At 48.6% G+C, this 15,435-nt stretch carries 16 protein-coding genes; all 16 read right to left on the reverse strand.

All coding sequences use genetic code 11. From position 1 onward, the window contains the following. Positions 1-9 precede the first annotated feature (9 nt). The 16 genes from rbsB to BBI11_RS13860 all read right to left on the reverse strand — a co-directional run bounded on the left by rbsB (position 10) and on the right by BBI11_RS13860 (position 15,406). The gene (rbsB, locus tag BBI11_RS13785; RefSeq protein WP_068464626.1) at positions 10-933 is read right to left on the reverse strand and encodes a ribose ABC transporter substrate-binding protein RbsB; all 924 of its coding nucleotides are present in this window, start codon (positions 931-933) and stop codon (positions 10-12) included. A 12-nt stretch (positions 934-945) separates the two neighbouring features. Further along, positions 946-1,890 (reverse strand): ABC transporter permease subunit, encoded by a 945-nt coding sequence (locus BBI11_RS13790; protein WP_068464628.1) that lies wholly within the window; start codon positions 1,888-1,890, stop codon positions 946-948. Continuing rightward, positions 1,871-3,373 carry a sugar ABC transporter ATP-binding protein gene (locus BBI11_RS13795; protein WP_068465793.1) on the reverse strand — a complete coding sequence of 501 codons (1,503 nt, stop codon included), beginning with the start codon at positions 3,371-3,373 and terminating at the stop codon, positions 1,871-1,873. The genes BBI11_RS13790 and BBI11_RS13795 overlap by 20 nt, the downstream gene beginning before the upstream one ends. Positions 3,374-3,399: 26 nt before the next feature. Continuing rightward, entirely contained in the window at positions 3,400-3,786 is a 387-nt protein-coding gene (gene rbsD, locus BBI11_RS13800) for a D-ribose pyranase (protein WP_068464629.1), read from the reverse strand. Next, positions 3,783-4,658: a ribokinase gene (rbsK, locus tag BBI11_RS13805; RefSeq protein WP_068464633.1), complete on the reverse strand. Its 876-nt coding sequence runs from the start codon at positions 4,656-4,658 to the stop codon at positions 3,783-3,785. Before rbsK ends, rbsD begins: the two co-directional genes overlap by 4 nt. Continuing rightward, complete coding sequence (locus BBI11_RS13810) at positions 4,658-5,638, reverse strand: LacI family DNA-binding transcriptional regulator (protein ID WP_068464636.1); 981 nt, start codon at positions 5,636-5,638, stop codon at positions 4,658-4,660. The genes rbsK and BBI11_RS13810 overlap by 1 nt, the downstream gene beginning before the upstream one ends. Positions 5,639-6,037: 399 nt before the next feature. Further along, positions 6,038-6,406, reverse strand: coding sequence for a hypothetical protein (locus BBI11_RS13815; RefSeq protein ID WP_068464638.1), 369 nt, complete (start codon positions 6,404-6,406; stop codon positions 6,038-6,040). A 78-nt stretch (positions 6,407-6,484) separates the two neighbouring features. Beyond that, the gene (locus tag BBI11_RS13820) at positions 6,485-7,897 is read right to left on the reverse strand and encodes an MBL fold metallo-hydrolase (RefSeq protein ID WP_068464641.1); all 1,413 of its coding nucleotides are present in this window, start codon (positions 7,895-7,897) and stop codon (positions 6,485-6,487) included. 150 nt (positions 7,898-8,047) lie between these two features. Then, positions 8,048-8,866 (reverse strand): enoyl-CoA hydratase-related protein, encoded by an 819-nt coding sequence (locus tag BBI11_RS13825; protein ID WP_156889078.1) that lies wholly within the window; start codon positions 8,864-8,866, stop codon positions 8,048-8,050. Beyond that, positions 8,850-9,752 (reverse strand): NAD(P)H-dependent flavin oxidoreductase, encoded by a 903-nt coding sequence (locus BBI11_RS13830; RefSeq protein WP_068464647.1) that lies wholly within the window; start codon positions 9,750-9,752, stop codon positions 8,850-8,852. Before BBI11_RS13830 ends, BBI11_RS13825 begins: the two co-directional genes overlap by 17 nt. After that, entirely contained in the window at positions 9,745-10,926 is a 1,182-nt protein-coding gene (locus BBI11_RS13835; protein WP_068464650.1) for an acetyl-CoA C-acetyltransferase, read from the reverse strand. Before BBI11_RS13835 ends, BBI11_RS13830 begins: the two co-directional genes overlap by 8 nt. A 134-nt stretch (positions 10,927-11,060) precedes the next feature. After that, a complete protein-coding gene (locus BBI11_RS13840) occupies positions 11,061-11,420 on the reverse strand; it encodes a MaoC/PaaZ C-terminal domain-containing protein (RefSeq protein WP_068464652.1) in 360 nt (119 codons plus the stop codon). Next, positions 11,392-11,844, reverse strand: coding sequence for an FAS1-like dehydratase domain-containing protein (locus tag BBI11_RS13845; protein WP_068464655.1), 453 nt, complete (start codon positions 11,842-11,844; stop codon positions 11,392-11,394). The genes BBI11_RS13840 and BBI11_RS13845 overlap by 29 nt, the downstream gene beginning before the upstream one ends. A 44-nt stretch (positions 11,845-11,888) precedes the next feature. Beyond that, positions 11,889-12,941 (reverse strand): phosphotransferase family protein, encoded by a 1,053-nt coding sequence (locus BBI11_RS13850; protein ID WP_068464658.1) that lies wholly within the window; start codon positions 12,939-12,941, stop codon positions 11,889-11,891. 137 nt (positions 12,942-13,078) lie between these two features. After that, complete coding sequence (locus BBI11_RS13855) at positions 13,079-14,305, reverse strand: acyl-CoA dehydrogenase family protein (protein ID WP_068464663.1); 1,227 nt, start codon at positions 14,303-14,305, stop codon at positions 13,079-13,081. A 384-nt stretch (positions 14,306-14,689) separates the two neighbouring features. Next, positions 14,690-15,406, reverse strand: a complete 717-nt coding sequence (locus tag BBI11_RS13860) for a YebC/PmpR family DNA-binding transcriptional regulator (protein WP_068464667.1) — start codon at positions 15,404-15,406, stop codon at positions 14,690-14,692. Positions 15,407-15,435: the final 29 nt, after the last annotated feature.

Here is a 15,435-nt window from a genome sequence, read left to right on the forward strand (position 1 = left end):
TCTGCTTTATTAAGGCTGGATCAATTCCAATTCTACTGGAATCGATGCTTCGACTTCTTCGCCGTCCAAGTGCTGGACCGCTGTTTCGACTGCCATTTCACCGATCAATTCGGGTTTTTGGGCAATAGTTCCGTCCAGGCGGCCTTCTTCAACTGCAGCAACCGCATCGTTTGTGGCGTCAAATCCAACAACCGCAACATCTTTACCTGCAGCTTCAATTGCTTCAAGCGCGCCAAGGGCCATTTCATCGTTGTGCGCAAACACTCCCGTTACATCAGGGTTAGCTTGCAGGATGTTTTCCATGACCGACAAGCCTTCTGCACGGTTGAAGTTCGCCGTTTGCTTCGCTACAACGTCCAAGCTCTCTGTTGCAACTTTGTTGAATCCTTCTCCGCGCTCGCGTGCTGCAGAAGATCCTGGCACTCCTTCAAGTTCCGCGACTTGTGCATTGTCGCCAACAAGTGATAGCAAGTATTCACCGGCCATTTCGCCACCCGCTACGTTATCCGAAGCGATGTGGGAAACCACTTCTCCGCCTTCTGCGCTGCGGTCAACAGTGATCACTGGGATATTGGCATTGTTTGCAGATTCCACTGCAGAAGCTACCGCTTCCGAGTCAACTGGGTTGATCAGAATCATGTCTACGCCTTGCTGGATCAAGTCCTCTACATCACTCGCCTGTTTCGATGCATCGTCTTGCGCATCGACTACCGATAAACTTGCGCCCAGTTCAGAAGCTTTAGCTTCTGCGCCTTCGCTCAAAGTGACGAAGAACGGGTTGTTCAATGTCGAGATTGAGAAGCCGATTGTGTAATCGCCACTCGCTTCTTCGCCGCCTGTTGTATCTTCTGAATCCGAACCTGGTGCTTCCATCGAACACGCAGCCAAAACCATCATTGCCAAAAGGACGAACATCAATAGCATTTTCTTCATTTCTACCACTCCTTATGTTGTTTTTTTACGGTCTAGCAGTACTGCAAGCAATATAACGGCACCCTTCACCACTTGCTGGAAGAAGGAGGAAACCCCAATTAAATTCAAGCCATTGTTCAAGACACCGATGATCAAAGCTCCGATCAATGTGCCGACGATCCAGCCACGGCCGCCAGTTAAACTTGTTCCGCCGAGTACGACGGCTGCGATGGCATCGAGTTCAAACATCTGCCCCGCTGTCGGCTGAGCTGAATTCAAACGTGAAGTCAAGATCAGTGAAGCCAGTGCAGCCAGCGCCCCGACTAAGGAATATACGTAAATCTTAATACGGTCAGCATTGATACCGGACAATACGGAAGCTTCTTCGTTGCCACCGACTGCGTAAACACGTCGGCCAAATGTCGTTTTCTTCAAAATGAAATATAAAATTCCGAAACTGACAAGCATCGTGACAACCGGAATCGGAATGCCAAGGAAATAACCTTTTCCAAGCATTTGGAAAGCCATGCTGTCACCAAGCCCAGAAATCGGGCGGCCTTCTGTGTAGACGAGCGTCAATCCCCGATAAATGGTCATTGTCGCGAGCGTTGCAATAAATGGTGCCACTTTGCCTTTCGCAATGATGACACCGTTGATAGCGCCAAGAACTGCCCCAAGGAACAAACCCAAGAGCATCGCAAGGATTGGGTCAACCCCTGAAGCCATCATGCCGGCCGTTACAGCCCCCGTCAGCGCCAAAATCGATCCAACCGACAAGTCGATCCCACCGGTCAAGATGACGAAGGTCATGCCGAAGGCGATCAAGGCATTGATCGACACTTGCCGGAGGACGTTCAAGATATTGCTCATGGATAGAAAACTCGGATTTATTGCGGTAATGATGATAATGATCAAAATCAACCCGATAAACGGTGCGATTTTTTGGAACAAGCTTGTATTAGCGGATTTCAGCTTCAAGTTTCCCACCTCCTGTTGCGTAATGCATAATCGTTTCTTGCGTCATTTCCTGTTTTGGCACATCTGCCGTTAATTTGCCTTCGTGCATGACCAGTACGCGGTCAGCCATACCGATTACTTCTGGCAGTTCGGATGAAATCATCAAGATGGCAACGCCACGAGCTGCCAATTCATTAATAATCGAATAAATTTCTTTTTTGGCGCCGACATCAACTCCGCGCGTTGGCTCATCGAGTATGAGCACATCTGGTTCGATGCCAAGCCACTTCGCGATAACGACTTTTTGCTGGTTGCCGCCGCTTAGTGATTTTGCTGCCTGATTAGGTCCTGCTGTCCGGATGCCCAGACGTTTCACCATCCGGTCGTAAAGGCCGCGTTCTTTGTCTTTTGACAACAAGCCCTTTTTTGAAATAGAGTTAAAGTTTGCCATGCTGATATTTTCTTCTATAGTGAAATCAACAATCAGGCCTTCGGTTTTGCGGTCTTCTGTCACATAGCCGATGCCAAGTTCTTTCGCTTTTTGAGGATTGTCGATCTTCACGAGCTTGCCATCAAGTTCCACCGTTCCTGAATCCGCTTTCTTGTAACCAAATAAAGACTGCGCTACTTCTGTGCGCCCTGCCCCCATCAAACCAGCAATTGAGACAATTTCTCCTTTGTGAATATCAAAGGAGACGTCTTCAAAGCATCCTTTGCGAGACAAGCCTTTAACCGCTAATTTCACTTCTCCGAGCGCCGAGCTGCGTTCCGGGAAACGATCGCCGAGTTCACGGCCAACCATCAACTGGACAATTTCTTCGAAGCTCGTTTCGCTGATCTTGCGTTCGCCGACAAATTCGCCGTCCCGCAAGATGGTGATGCGGTCACAAAGTGAAAAAATTTCTTCCATGCGGTGGGAGATGTAGACGAAAGATACGCTGCGCTTTTGCAGCTCGCGAATCGTCACGAATAAAGTTTCAATTTCCCGGTCCGTCAACGCCGCGGTCGGTTCATCCATAATGATCATTTCCGCTTCCATCGACAAAGCCTTACCGATTTCCACTAATTGTTGCTGGCCTACTGACAACGTACTCGCTGGAAGGGATGGGTCGATATCGAGTCCTAAATCCCCTAAGATTTTTTTCGTTTTGCGTTCCATCTCTTTTGTCTTCAAAATCCCTGTACGCCCGACCGTTTCTTCGCGGCCGAGAAACAGGTTATCCGCTATCGACAAATGCGGCAGGATATTCAATTCCTGGTGGATAACGGCGATGCCTTTCGCTTCCGCTTGCTTCGGTGAAGTAAATTGGACTTGCTCGCCTTTCACTTCTACTGTTCCTGAGTCTCGTGTATAGATGCCGGACATGATTTTCATCAAGGTCGATTTACCGGCGCCGTTCTCACCCATCAAGGCATGAATTTCACCTTTTTGCAGTGAGAAATGGACGTTTTTCAAGACGGCATTGCCGCTGAATGATTTACAAATATCGGTCATATTGATCATCTCGGTCATTTCGTTCACCTGCCCCATTAAAAGATGACGCCCGACTGAAGAATGACATTCGCATAAGGGCTTGCTTCCCCCGTGCGGATGATCAGTTTGGCGTTATGGCTCATCGCCTTTAGTTCTTCGTGGCTTATGTATCGGCAATCCAGTTGCTCTTGCATGTCAGCTTCCAAGTCTTTATTGTGGTCGCTTATTTCTTGGGCAATATAGGCCGCTTCTGCTTCAAAGTCTTCAAGCACGGCATCCAGCACCGTTTGAAAAGACGGCTCTCCAATGCGGTACGAAAGATCGACGCATGGCACATGCTCCGGCACCGGCAACCCGCAATCTGCAATGACAAGCAAGTCCGTATGACCGAATTTTGCCAAGTGCCCGGCAATATCGCGATTGATTATGCCTTGTTTTTTCATTGTACTGCCTCCATCCGGGAAACGACTTCCTGGCGGTTCGGCATGCCGCCTTGTGCGCCGAATTTTTCTACTGATAAAGAGGCTGCGGCGTTGGCGAAACGTACGGCTTCTTTGAAATCGCTGCCCTCTGATAATGCCACTGCCAATGCACCGTTAAATGTATCTCCAGCACCTGTCGTATCGATTGCCGTTGTCGGAAACCCTTCGACCGTGACGTGTTTATCGCCGTCAAAATAGCGTGCCCCATTTTTGCCGAGTGTCACAACCATGCGGTTTGGATAGCGTTCCAGCTCCAGTTCCCAGTTCGTGCCGAACAACTCTTCAGCTTCGGTTTCATTCGGTGTTAAAAAGTCTGCCTGTTTCATCGCTTCAGTGAATCCGGCGGCTGGTGCTGGATTCAAGATAGCCGGAACGCCGAGCTCCTTAGCGACTTGCAATGTGTATTCCACTACCGAAATCGGCAACTCCAATTGCAAAATGACCATCGAACTCTTTTTTATCGTAGCTTTTTGGGCATCGATGTCGGCATTCGCCAACTCATGATTAGCGCCTGGTACGACGATGATTCGATTATCGCCTTCCGATAGCAGGATATTGGCGATGCCGCTCACCCCATCGGTTTTTTTTACGCCTCGTGTATCGATTTGTTCTTTTTCCAAGCCATCAAGAAGCTGAATTCCGAATGCATCGTTGCCGACTGCGCCGACCATGTGGACTTGATCACCAAGCCTTGCTGCGGCGACTGCCTGGTTGGCGCCTTTTCCGCCAGGGACTGTCGTATATAAATTACCTAACACCGTTTCGCCTTGCTTCGGGAATCGGTCCGTCCCGACCACAAGATCCATATTGATGCTCCCTATTACTGTAATCATCATTCCACACTCCTTGTTGTACCGCGTAAGACGAGCTTGACCGGTATCTCGTAGAAGCTTTCCTCTACCGGTTTGTTCTCGATTCGCTTGATCAAAACGCGTGTTGCAATGGCGCCCATTTTGTAGACATCCTGCGCGACCGTCGAAAGCCCTGGCGACAGCATTTCACCCATTGCAATGCCATCAAAGCCGACAATCTGCAAATCATCCGGCACGTTTCTGCCGAGCAGGACCGCCGCTTTCAGAGCACCGGCTGCCGATACGTCACTTGAAGCGAAAATACCGTCGATCGCCGGATCGCTCTGTAATTCTTGTTGGACAATTTTTTGCGAATCGGCATAATGGAACGGGCAAGTGACAACTCGGTAATCGACACCCGCTTTTTCGATTGCTTCCATAAATCCGGCATAGCGGTCATTCGCGGGATTCAGCGCTTCCGGCCCTCTCAGGAACAAGATGTTTTGACAGCCACGCTCGAGTAGCGCATTCGTCCCAAGCATTGCGCCTTCTTTGTTATTCGATGAGACAACTGGGATCTTTTCATTGATCTCCCGGTCCAATGCCACAATCGGAAGCTTCGTATTGGCATAATGCGGAGCGTCCAGCTGATTGGAGGTGACAATGAAACCTGCAATGTATTTTTTCTTTAAGGTTTCGATATAATTTTTCTCTTTTTTGGGATCTTCATCAGAGTTGCATAAAATTACCGTGTAACCGTAGCTCAATGCTACATCTTCCACAGCACGCGCGAGTTCCGGAAAGAAAGGGTTCGTGATATCCGGCAAAATGAGCCCAATCAAATTGGAACGTTTCGTGTTCAAAGAACGGGCCACCGGATTCAATTCATATTCCAATTCCTCGACCGCTTCTGTCACCGCCTTGGCAGCATCAGCACTGACATAGCCGCTGCCATTCATAAAACGTGAAACCGTCGCAACGGAAACGCCTGCTTTTTTCGCTACATCTCTGATCGTTGTCATCGTTTTTCTCCGTTCTCAGGTTTTGTGTAACCGGTTACACATACTATAAGACTTCCTTTTCCTGTTGTCAACGCGCTTTTTCATTTCATCCTGCGTGAGTGCCCGTAAAAAAACACCCCGACAATGATGTCGGGGTGTTGAAGAAGTCTATTAATCCATTACGAATTAGAATGAAGTCGTTTTTCTACATTCAATAATCAATGATCTTTCTAAGTATTTGGAGAAGCGTTCGCTCGACTCCTGCGGGATCAGCGGGTTTGAGAGACCCCGCAGGAACGAAGTGACGAGGAGGCTCGATTCCCGCCCCGAGGAAAGCGAGCGATAAGCTTTGGAAAATACGATTTCTTACCTTTCTCGACAAACTGAAACACCCCGACAATGGTGTCGGGGTGTTCAGAATCAATATGCCAGCGTACGCTCGCCGCAATCTTCCTCGGTTAAGCTGTAGCTGATAATGTTTTTGCCTTTTTTCCGCAACAGGCGGACAGCCATATTCTTTTCCATTTCATCAGATGCGACAATATGGATCGGGCGGTCCGGTATTTCTTCGTAGCTGCGGATGAAATAAGCGATCGGGAGTTCGAATGCGCCTTCAATAGGATCTTTATAGGAAATATTATAAGCTCTCACATCCAGCACGAGAATATCGCTATTTCCTTTCAACTCGTCTGCACAGCCGTGCTCGACGCCTTTGGCCGTGACATAACGTTTATAGAAACTGTTGGAGCCGGCAAGCAGCAATAGCGCAATCGGAATAGCTATACTCATTGTTTCAATCTTTCCCTTCTGGATTGAGTTTTTCAAAGGAATATCGCCAAAGTCAAAGCTTTAGCGCTTGTCTCCCTATTATTGTTTCACGGCTGCGACATCTTGTTGCCATTTGTTGTAGCCGCCTGTCATATTCACTAAATTGTCGATGCCGTTCGCTTTTAAGACACTCGCTGCGATAGCGGAGCGGGCACCGGCCTGGCATTGGACGATGATTGTTTTGTCTGTATCGATTTCATCCAAGCGGTTTTTCAAGGTACCGACCATAATGTGCCGAGCGTTATCGATATGCCCTTCGTCAAACTCTGTTTGATTGCGGACATCGAGCACATAAGCTTGGCCTTTTTCGGCCATTTCTTGCGCTTCGATTGGCGACACATTGTCGTAAGAAGCCAAGTTTTCTGCTTGTGACACGATATTTTCCGCTTCTGCAAATCCGTAAACTTCATCAATCCCCACCGAACGCAGGGCAGTCAAGGCTTCATCAAGCTTTGCTGTATCCAGCAACACATAGAGCGGCTTGTCGTAATCAACAATCCAGCCTGCCCAGTTCGCGAAGGATTTATTGAACGGAATGTTAATGGTCCCTTGAATATGGCCTTTACTATAGGCATCTGCCGGGCGCATATCGAGGACTTGCTTGCCTTCTGCAAGAAGTGCTTCGATAGCTGTTGCTGATGCGATTTCTTTCGGTTCCGGCAAGTCTTTGATCAATTGCGGCCCGACTTTATTGACCGATTTCATCACCGCGAAATAATACGGCGGTTCCGGCTGGCCTTCGAGCAAAGCCTTCTTGAAGGCAGCTTCATCGTCAAACTGCATCGCCCAGTTAAAGGCTTTTTCATAACCGACCGTTGTCGATGGAACTGCGCCAAGTGATTTACCGCAAGCGGAACCGGCACCATGCGCTGGCCAAACTTGCAGATAATCCGCAAGCGCCTTAAAGCGTTCGAGTGATTTGTACATCTGGCTTGCACCTGCTTCAGAAGTACCTTGAACACCTGCTGCTTTTTCGAGCAAGTCCGGGCGCCCGACATCACCGACAAAGACGAAGTCACCTGTAAAAATGCCCATTGGTTTGTCCGCAGCGCCACCTTTATCCGTCAGCAGGAAGGAAATGCTCTCCGGGGTATGGCCTGGCGTATGCATCACGTCGAAAACTAGATTGCCAATCATAAACTGGTCGCCGTCTTTTACTAATTGATGGCTGATTTCATCCAGGTTCTGATATTTCCAATCGGCATCGCCTTCATCCGAAATATAAAGCTTCGTGCCGAAACGATCATTCAGTTCACGTGAACCGGATACAAAGTCAGCATGGATATGCGTCTCAAGTGCGCCGACAATAGTCAAATTCTCTTTTTCCGCCAGTTCTTCGTAGGCTGCAACATCGCGCATCGGGTCAACGACTACGGCTTCGCCTGTTTTCTGGCACCCTACCACATAAGATGCGTGAGCTAATTTTTCGTCATAGAAATATCGTAATAACATGGAATCAATCTCCTTTTGCTTGTTGTCGTTTTCTTAACCTTAATATACCCCTCAGGGTATTAACTGTAAACCTATCTGCTTGCCATTTCTTTCGTTAATATAAAAAGCCCGAAGAACGCAGCAACTGCGCACTTCGGGCTTAAGGTCATTTCATGTTTTTTCTTTGAAGAAATCAGGCAGTTCGCTCGCTTTCATCGGAAACTCGGCTTTGCGCTTGTCGACAAAAGCTTGTATGCCCTCGTCCGCATCCGCGTTATGTCCTGCCCAATGAAGAAACTTCGATTCTGTGATATGTGATTCATAAGGATGATCTGCCCCAAGCATTTTCCATAGTAATTGTCTCGTGAAGCTATTTGAGGTGGCGGCGGTATTATCCACGATCCCGCGGGCAATTTCGTAGGCTTTTTCAAGCGGATCGTCCGACTCGTATTGCATAAGCCCAGCATCCACCGCTTCAGCCGTTGGAATATAGCGGCCCGTCAATGTCCATTCGAGCGCTTTGCCGATCCCGACGATACGCGGCAAAAACCAGCCTGAGGAAGCTTCCGGACCGATGCCACGGCGTCCAAAGACAAAACCGATTTTCGCATCCTTTTTGACGATGCGAATATCCATCGGCAAAGTCATCGTCAGGCCGATGCCCACCGCGGGGCCATTAATTGCAGCAATGATCGGTTTTTTCACTTCATAGATTTGATTACTGACTTGTCCGCCAAGGTCCCGGTAGTCCTCTGCGCTTTGTTCAGAAGCGAAGGTCGAACCGCCTTCGGACAAATCCATGCCAGCACAAAACGCTCGTCCTGCTCCAGTAACTACGATGACACGTACATCATCGTCCGCATCGACGTTGCGATAGAAGTCCAAAAGCTCTGCATTCATTTGTTCTGTGTAAGCATTCATTTTATTTGGGCGATTTAAAGTCAATGTAAGGATTCCGTCCGATAAATCGGTTTTAATGGTTTCGTACAAGCGCGCCCACTCCTTCAGCATACTCTTGTTCGAGCTGCTCGACTACTTGCTTCACCGTCTCGCGCTTCGTCACCGTCGTGACCCCATGTCCCGCCGACCAAATATCACGCCACGCCTTGGCGTTGACGAGATGGGACAAGTCGACTTCCTTTTTAGGCTTGAGGGTTTTGGGATCGATGCCTTGTTTTTCGAGACTCGGCACTAGGACGTTCACCGGAACACCGCTGAATGAATCGGTGTAAAGAATGTCTTCGATCGAGGAATCGATGACCATCTGCTTATACTCTTCCGGTGCGCTGCTTTCTTCAACCGCTAAAAAGCGTGTACCCATATAGGCATAATCTGCTCCCATCAACAAAGCCGCTGCCACGTCTTGTCCGGTCGATAAAGAACCCGATAGAATGATTGTGCCGTCAAAAAACTCCTTGACCGCCGCGATAAAAGCGAAAGGATTGAGTGTGCCGCCGTGCCCACCCGCTCCTGCGCACACCAAAATCAATCCATCGACACCGCTTTGCGCAGCTTTTTTGGCGTGCCTGGCATTTGCTACATCGGAGTAAACCAGACCGCCGTAAGCGTGAACGATTTCAAGCACTTCTGCAGGAGAGCCGAGCGAAGTAATAACGATCGGCGGCTGATGCTCACGAATCAACTCAACATCTTCGTCGTAACGTTTGTTCGACCCCCGATGGCTGATGAAATTGACCGCCCACGGAATATCGCCAAGTGCTTCTTTCACTTCAACGAGCCATTTCGCGCATTCTTCGGCAGGACGCGCATTCAATAATGGAAATGAACCGATGGCGCCCGCCCGACCCGATTCAATCACCATTTGAGGTGTCGATACAAGAAACATCGGCGCCACGATAACCGGCAGTTTAGGCATGTTCAATCACCACCGCAATCCCTTGTCCCCCGCCAATGCATAGACTCGCCACTGCATATTTGCCGCCGCGGCGCTTCAATTCATAAGCTGCCGATAGCAAGACACGCGCTCCACTCGCGCCGACCGGATGCCCCAGTGCAATCGCCCCGCCGTTGACGTTTACTTTCGAACGGTCCAGCCCGAGCTCTTTTTCCACCGCCAAATACTGCGCGGCGAACGCTTCATTCACTTCGACTAAATCCATGTCGTCAATCGTCAGATCCGCTTTTTCGAGTGCCCGGCGGATGGCCGGAACCGGGCCGATGCCCATGATGGTTGGGTCGACGCCTGCCACATGCCAAGACATGATGCGGGCAACAGGCGACAAGCCATGCTTGTTGACTGCATCTTCTCCTGCCACGACAAGAGACGCCGCCCCATCATTAATGCCTGAAGCATTGCCTGCTGTTACAGAGCCGTCTTTTTTAAACGATGGGCGCAGTTTCGACAAGCCCTCTGCATTAGCATCCGGTTTGATGTGTTCATCTTTATCGACCAAAACTGTGCCTTTGCGCGTTTTCACTTCGACACCGACGATTTCTTCATCAAACTGTCCGCCCGTTGCCGCTTTTGCCGCCCGTTGATTTGATTCGACCGCAAACGCATCTTGTGCTTCACGGGAAATATCGTATTGCTCCGCCAGTTTCTCGGCGGTCATTCCCATGCCGCTTCCCGTATATTGATCGGTCAGCGTCGCAAGAAGCATATCTTCAAATTGCATTGGCCCCATCTTCGCTTTACTGAAACGCTGCGTGAAATTCGCATAAGGCGACATCGACATATTCTCCGCGCCGCCGGCCAAGACAATATCCGCTTCTCCGAGCAGGATGTGCTGCGCTGCAGAAACGACTGCCTGTGCTCCAGATCCGCATAGACGGTTCAAGGTCAAAGCCGGCACTTCCTGAGGGACGCCAGCATTTAAGCCGATGTGGCGGGCGAGATACGCCGCGTTGGTATTCGACTGGATGACGTTTCCGTAAATGACATGATCCACATTTTCCGCTTTAACGTTCGCGCGTTTCAACGCCTCTACCGCTGTCGCTGTGCCAAGCTCTGTCGCATCCGTATTGGCAAAGCCCCCGCCGAATGCACCGAATGCTGTTCTGGCACCATCTACTAGATATACTTGTTTCATTTTCCTAGCTCCTTTTCTCGCCCCAATTGAAAGGGCTTACATATTTTCACGCGATGACCAGGAGATCAATCTCCCATCTTGCCGCATCGTTCAGCAAGCATATTCATGAAATTTTTCAGTGACGCAATAGCTGGTTATATTAGTTCAAAGCTCCCCATAAGTTTACCTGTTCCTGAAGCGTCTTTAATTTGCAATTCCCCGGTAGTATCCGTCGTCAGCATGCCTTCGATGACGAACGCTTCACCTGCGTGAGCCATGCCGATAAAACGCACGGTGAATTTCGCCAATTTCCTGTCTGGCAGCCACTCTTCTATCGCCTCTGCTGCCCAGCCCATCAATAACATGCCATGGGCGATCGGTTCCTTGAGGCCTTTTTGGCGCGCCACTTTCGGTACTGTGTGAATTTCGTTAAAATCGCCGGATGCACCTGAATAGCGCACCATATCGATCGGTGCGAGTGCGTCTTTATGAATGTTCGGCAATTTCTGCGCCATGCTGTTCCCGCCTTTCGATTAAGGTTGCCCGCCCGATACGGACCACTTCACAGTTTTGGTTGCGGTAGGTTGTTTCAAACTGGTAAAAACGCTTGTCTTTCTTATCAAATTGGTCAGTCAGCACGGCTTTCGCTGTAATGACATCCCCGCTGATAATATCCTCTCCATATTCGAAACTTTGCTCGCCGTGCAGCATATCATTCGGGTCTAATCCCCATTGACTGAACAATTGGTAAAAGTCTCGTTCATTCCAGAAATCGATGACTGTCGTGTATGTAGGTGGGGCGGGGATATCCCGGTATCCCGCATCCAATGCTGCTTGCCTGTCAAAATAAACCGGATTCTGCAAGCCGAGTGCCCGTGCAAATTCCCGTACCTTGCCGGCTTCTACGCGAAACGGCGCGTAGTGAAATTCTTGCTCCATTGCTTTTCCCTCCTCTTTTTACACTTCCATTAGCAAGACGCCTGCTATAGTACTTCGCCCCTGCGCGTCCGGTTGGCCATATCTATTAGATTCGCGACCGCTTTGTTTAAATGGCGGAAACGTTCATCTTCGATTTCGCCATTTTTCCAGCGGTAATAGATTTGTTGCAAAATCCCGGCCAATTTGTAAAACCCGAACGCTAGGTAATAGTTGATATTCGATACATCGCGTCCGCTTTGCTTTGCATACTCTTCCACGAACTCCTTGCGGCTGTAAAAGCCCGGTTGACTCGAGATGACGTGGATGCCGATATCCGCATCTTCCGCTTGTCCCCAATAGGCTAAAGTCGATCCGACATCGCTGAGCGGATCGCCGATTGTCGACAATTCCCAATCGAGAACGCCTGTTGCAAGGCCCGGACTTTCTTCATCAATCACCATATTGTTTAACTTAAAATCATTATGGACGATCGTCGTTTCCCCGTTAACCGGAATATTCTCCGTGAGCCAGCGTTCCAGCTCTTCAAGCCCGGCGATATCATCAGTTTTGGAGTGATGGTGGCGCTTGATCCACCCTTTTACTTGGCGCTCCATGAAGCCCTCGGGTTTGCCCATCTCAGCAAGTCCGGCTTTTTTGTAATCGATCGCCTGTAACTGAACCAATGTTGAAATAACATTCTTGGAGATGACTGGCCCTACTTGTTCCGAGCTTCCAAATACTTCAGGGAGTTCTTGATCGATGACGAGTCCCTGTTTTTTCTCCATCACGTAAAAATGCTTATCCATCACTTCAGGATCTTCGCAATACACATAAGGTTCGGGTGCCAATGGGAAAACCGGATGCACTTTTTCGAGCATCTTGAATTCGCGCTCCATATCATGCGCTTTCGGGGGAATCTCCCCAAAAGGCGGGCGTCTCAAGACCCCTTCCCAGTCTCCAATTTCCAGCAAATACGTAAGGTTCGAATAGCCTTCTGAAAATTGACGGACGGTCATTTCGCCTTCTGGCAAATTCGGCATTGCAGTTCTTAAGAAATTTTCGACTTTTTGCCAATCTACTTTCTGTGTTTTTTTCGCATTCGGTATTGCGTCACTCATAGTAAATCTCTCCAAGTCATTCGTATTTGATAATCCTTTGATCGGTTTGTTGCGGAGCTTACTGGCCAGCACATATCTTATCGATCAATGTGCCGCTTAATATTTGAAAAACTATCGATATTTATGCGCTAGTGAATTTACTGTCGCAATTCATTCGCTTTCAACTGTTCACGTAATTCCATTCGCCCAACGTCGCGTAAATGGACTTGGTCTGGACCGTCGACAAGGCGAAGCGTCCGTGCATTTGCGTAATGTTCGGCAAGCGGGAAATCTTCTGTCAGTCCGGCACCGCCAAATACTTGCATCGCGCGATCAATCACATTGATCGAGACACGGGGGACAGCAATCTTGATCATGGCGATTTCCTTTCGCGCCGCTTTTGCGCCGTGTTCGTCAATCTTATGGGCAGCGTTCAAAGTCAATAGTCGCGCCTGTTCGATTTCGATGCGGCTCTCAGCAATGATTTCCTTGATGACATCTTTTTCCGCTAGTGTTGAGCCGAAAGCAACTCGGCTTTCCGCTCGTCTGCACAAGAGTTCAAGTGCACGTTCAGCAGCCCCGATAGCCCGCATGCAGTGGTGGATACGACCCGGTCCAAGACGGCCTTGTGCAATCTCGAACCCTCGTCCTTCTCCGAGCAGCATATTGCTCGCTGGGACGCGGACATTTTCGTAATGAACTTCTGCATGCCCTTGCGGCGCATCATCATATCCAAACACAGTGAGCGGGCGGACTATTTTGACACCTGGCGTATCGAATGGCACGAGAATCATCGATTGCTGCTTATGCTTTTCGGCATCAGGATCGGTTTTCCCCATAACGATTGCAATGCTGCAGCGCGGATCCATGGCTCCTGTCGTCCACCATTTTCTGGCGTTGATCACGTATTCATCGCCGTCACGTACAATGCTGCTTTGAATATTGGTGGCATCGGATGAAGCGACATCGGGTTCTGTCATGGAAAAACACGAGCGAATGTCGCCATTCAATAAAGGCTCAAGCCATTGTTTTTTCTGTTCATCCGTGCCGTATTTCACGAACACTTCCATATTGCCGGTATCCGGCGCGTTGCAATTGAAAATTTCCGGAGCAATCAGAGAGCGCCCCATGATTTCACACAGGTGGGAATACTCGTAATTCGATAAACCAGCTCCATATTCCGGATGATCTAAAAATAAGTTCCATAAGCCTTGCGCTTTCGCTTTTTGCTTTAGCTCTTCAATAATCGGTGGAATTGTCCAGCGGTCGCTTGCGTTTTCTTTGTATTCCTTTACGGACTGTTCAGCTGCGTAAACGTAGTCATCCATGAATTTCAGCAGTTCTTGGCGTAATTGTTCCGCTTTTGGCGATAATTCCTTAAGCATTTGATCGGCCTCCTATTTCTTTTAACGTATTTTTCGATATCTTTCTGGACACATAACTGTCCAGCTTTCCAGTAGAGAAATTGTTCGGTCAATTTGAAGTGGATAGTTCTGTGATAACTACATTGATATCTTGACTAGGGACTATTCCATTATTTCTATGACTAATAATAAAAACTCTGTTCCAAAAGAGTAAAAGCGCTTACATATTATTTCAAAAAAACAAAACACCTGAACCTTTAGTAAACTATATTCAAAAAAAGTATATCTTTTCCTTTTTTGAATTACAAGTTTACTTTTAAATTATTTCAAATATTCTTTTTATTAATTATCACAAAAAAACTTCTGCCCAGGATCGGACAGAAGTTGGGGATTGTATGAACGTTCTTAAGCTAAATCGACATTATGGTAAACTTGCTGAACGTCTTCAAGGTCTTCGATAGCATCGACCATCTTTTCGAATTGCGCTTGGTCTTCTTCTGACAACGGCAACTCGTTTTGCGGCAGCATCGTTAATTCAGCGACTGTGAAGTCCGTTACGCCGTCTGCTTTAAATGCTTCTTGCACTAAGTGGAATTGATCCGGTTCTGCATAGACGATGACCGTGTCTTCTTCTTCGAGGATGTCGCGCACGTCGATATCCGCTTCCATCAACAATTCAAGCGCCTCATCAGCCGTTTTGCCTTCTACGCCAATCACCGCCGTATGGTCGAACATATAGGCTACCGATCCGCTGACGCCCATATTGCCGCCATTTTTACCGAATGCTGCACGCACGTCCGACGCGGTGCGGTTAACGTTGTTGGTCAAAGTATCGACGATGACCATCGAGCCGTTCGGTCCGAATCCTTCGTAACGCAACTCGTCGTAGTTCTCTTCCGATCCGCCTTTGGCTTTTTCGACGGCACGGTCGATGATGGCTCTCGGCACGTTATAAGTTTTGGCGCGTTCGAGTACGACTTTCAAGGCTTGGTTCGATTCCGGATCCGGTTCGCCCTGCTTGGCAGCTACATATATTTCACGGCCGAATTTTGCATAGATCCGGCTAGTGTTGGCATCTTTGGAAGCTTTTTTCTCTTTAATATTATTCCATTTGCGTCCCATTGTTATTCCTTCTTTCTGAAATTACTTAC

The sequence above is a fragment of the Planococcus maritimus genome, from assembly GCF_001687625.2.
Taxonomy (GTDB): domain Bacteria; phylum Bacillota; class Bacilli; order Bacillales_A; family Planococcaceae; genus Planococcus; species Planococcus maritimus.

What these genes read in the sequence shown, in the direction of transcription:
- rbsB (WP_068464626.1), bottom strand. Translation starts at nt 933, where the DNA reads ATGAAGAAAATGCTATTGATGTTCGTCCTTTTGGCAATGATGGTTTTG.
- BBI11_RS13795 (WP_068465793.1), bottom strand. Translation starts at nt 3,373, where the DNA reads ATGATCAATATGACCGATATTTGTAAATCATTCAGCGGCAATGCCGTC.
- rbsD (WP_068464629.1), bottom strand. Translation starts at nt 3,786, where the DNA reads ATGAAAAAACAAGGCATAATCAATCGCGATATTGCCGGGCACTTGGCA.
- rbsK (WP_068464633.1), bottom strand. Translation starts at nt 4,658, where the DNA reads ATGATTACAGTAATAGGGAGCATCAATATGGATCTTGTGGTCGGGACG.
- BBI11_RS13810 (WP_068464636.1), bottom strand. Translation starts at nt 5,638, where the DNA reads ATGACAACGATCAGAGATGTAGCGAAAAAAGCAGGCGTTTCCGTTGCG.
- BBI11_RS13815 (WP_068464638.1), bottom strand. Translation starts at nt 6,406, where the DNA reads ATGAGTATAGCTATTCCGATTGCGCTATTGCTGCTTGCCGGCTCCAAC.
- BBI11_RS13820 (WP_068464641.1), bottom strand. Translation starts at nt 7,897, where the DNA reads ATGTTATTACGATATTTCTATGACGAAAAATTAGCTCACGCATCTTAT.
- BBI11_RS13830 (WP_068464647.1), bottom strand. Translation starts at nt 9,752, where the DNA reads ATGCCTAAACTGCCGGTTATCGTGGCGCCGATGTTTCTTGTATCGACA.
- BBI11_RS13835 (WP_068464650.1), bottom strand. Translation starts at nt 10,926, where the DNA reads ATGAAACAAGTATATCTAGTAGATGGTGCCAGAACAGCATTCGGTGCA.
- BBI11_RS13840 (WP_068464652.1), bottom strand. Translation starts at nt 11,420, where the DNA reads ATGGCGCAGAAATTGCCGAACATTCATAAAGACGCACTCGCACCGATC.
- BBI11_RS13845 (WP_068464655.1), bottom strand. Translation starts at nt 11,844, where the DNA reads ATGGAGCAAGAATTTCACTACGCGCCGTTTCGCGTAGAAGCCGGCAAG.
- BBI11_RS13850 (WP_068464658.1), bottom strand. Translation starts at nt 12,941, where the DNA reads ATGAGTGACGCAATACCGAATGCGAAAAAAACACAGAAAGTAGATTGG.
- BBI11_RS13855 (WP_068464663.1), bottom strand. Translation starts at nt 14,305, where the DNA reads ATGCTTAAGGAATTATCGCCAAAAGCGGAACAATTACGCCAAGAACTG.
- BBI11_RS13860 (WP_068464667.1), bottom strand. Translation starts at nt 15,406, where the DNA reads ATGGGACGCAAATGGAATAATATTAAAGAGAAAAAAGCTTCCAAAGAT.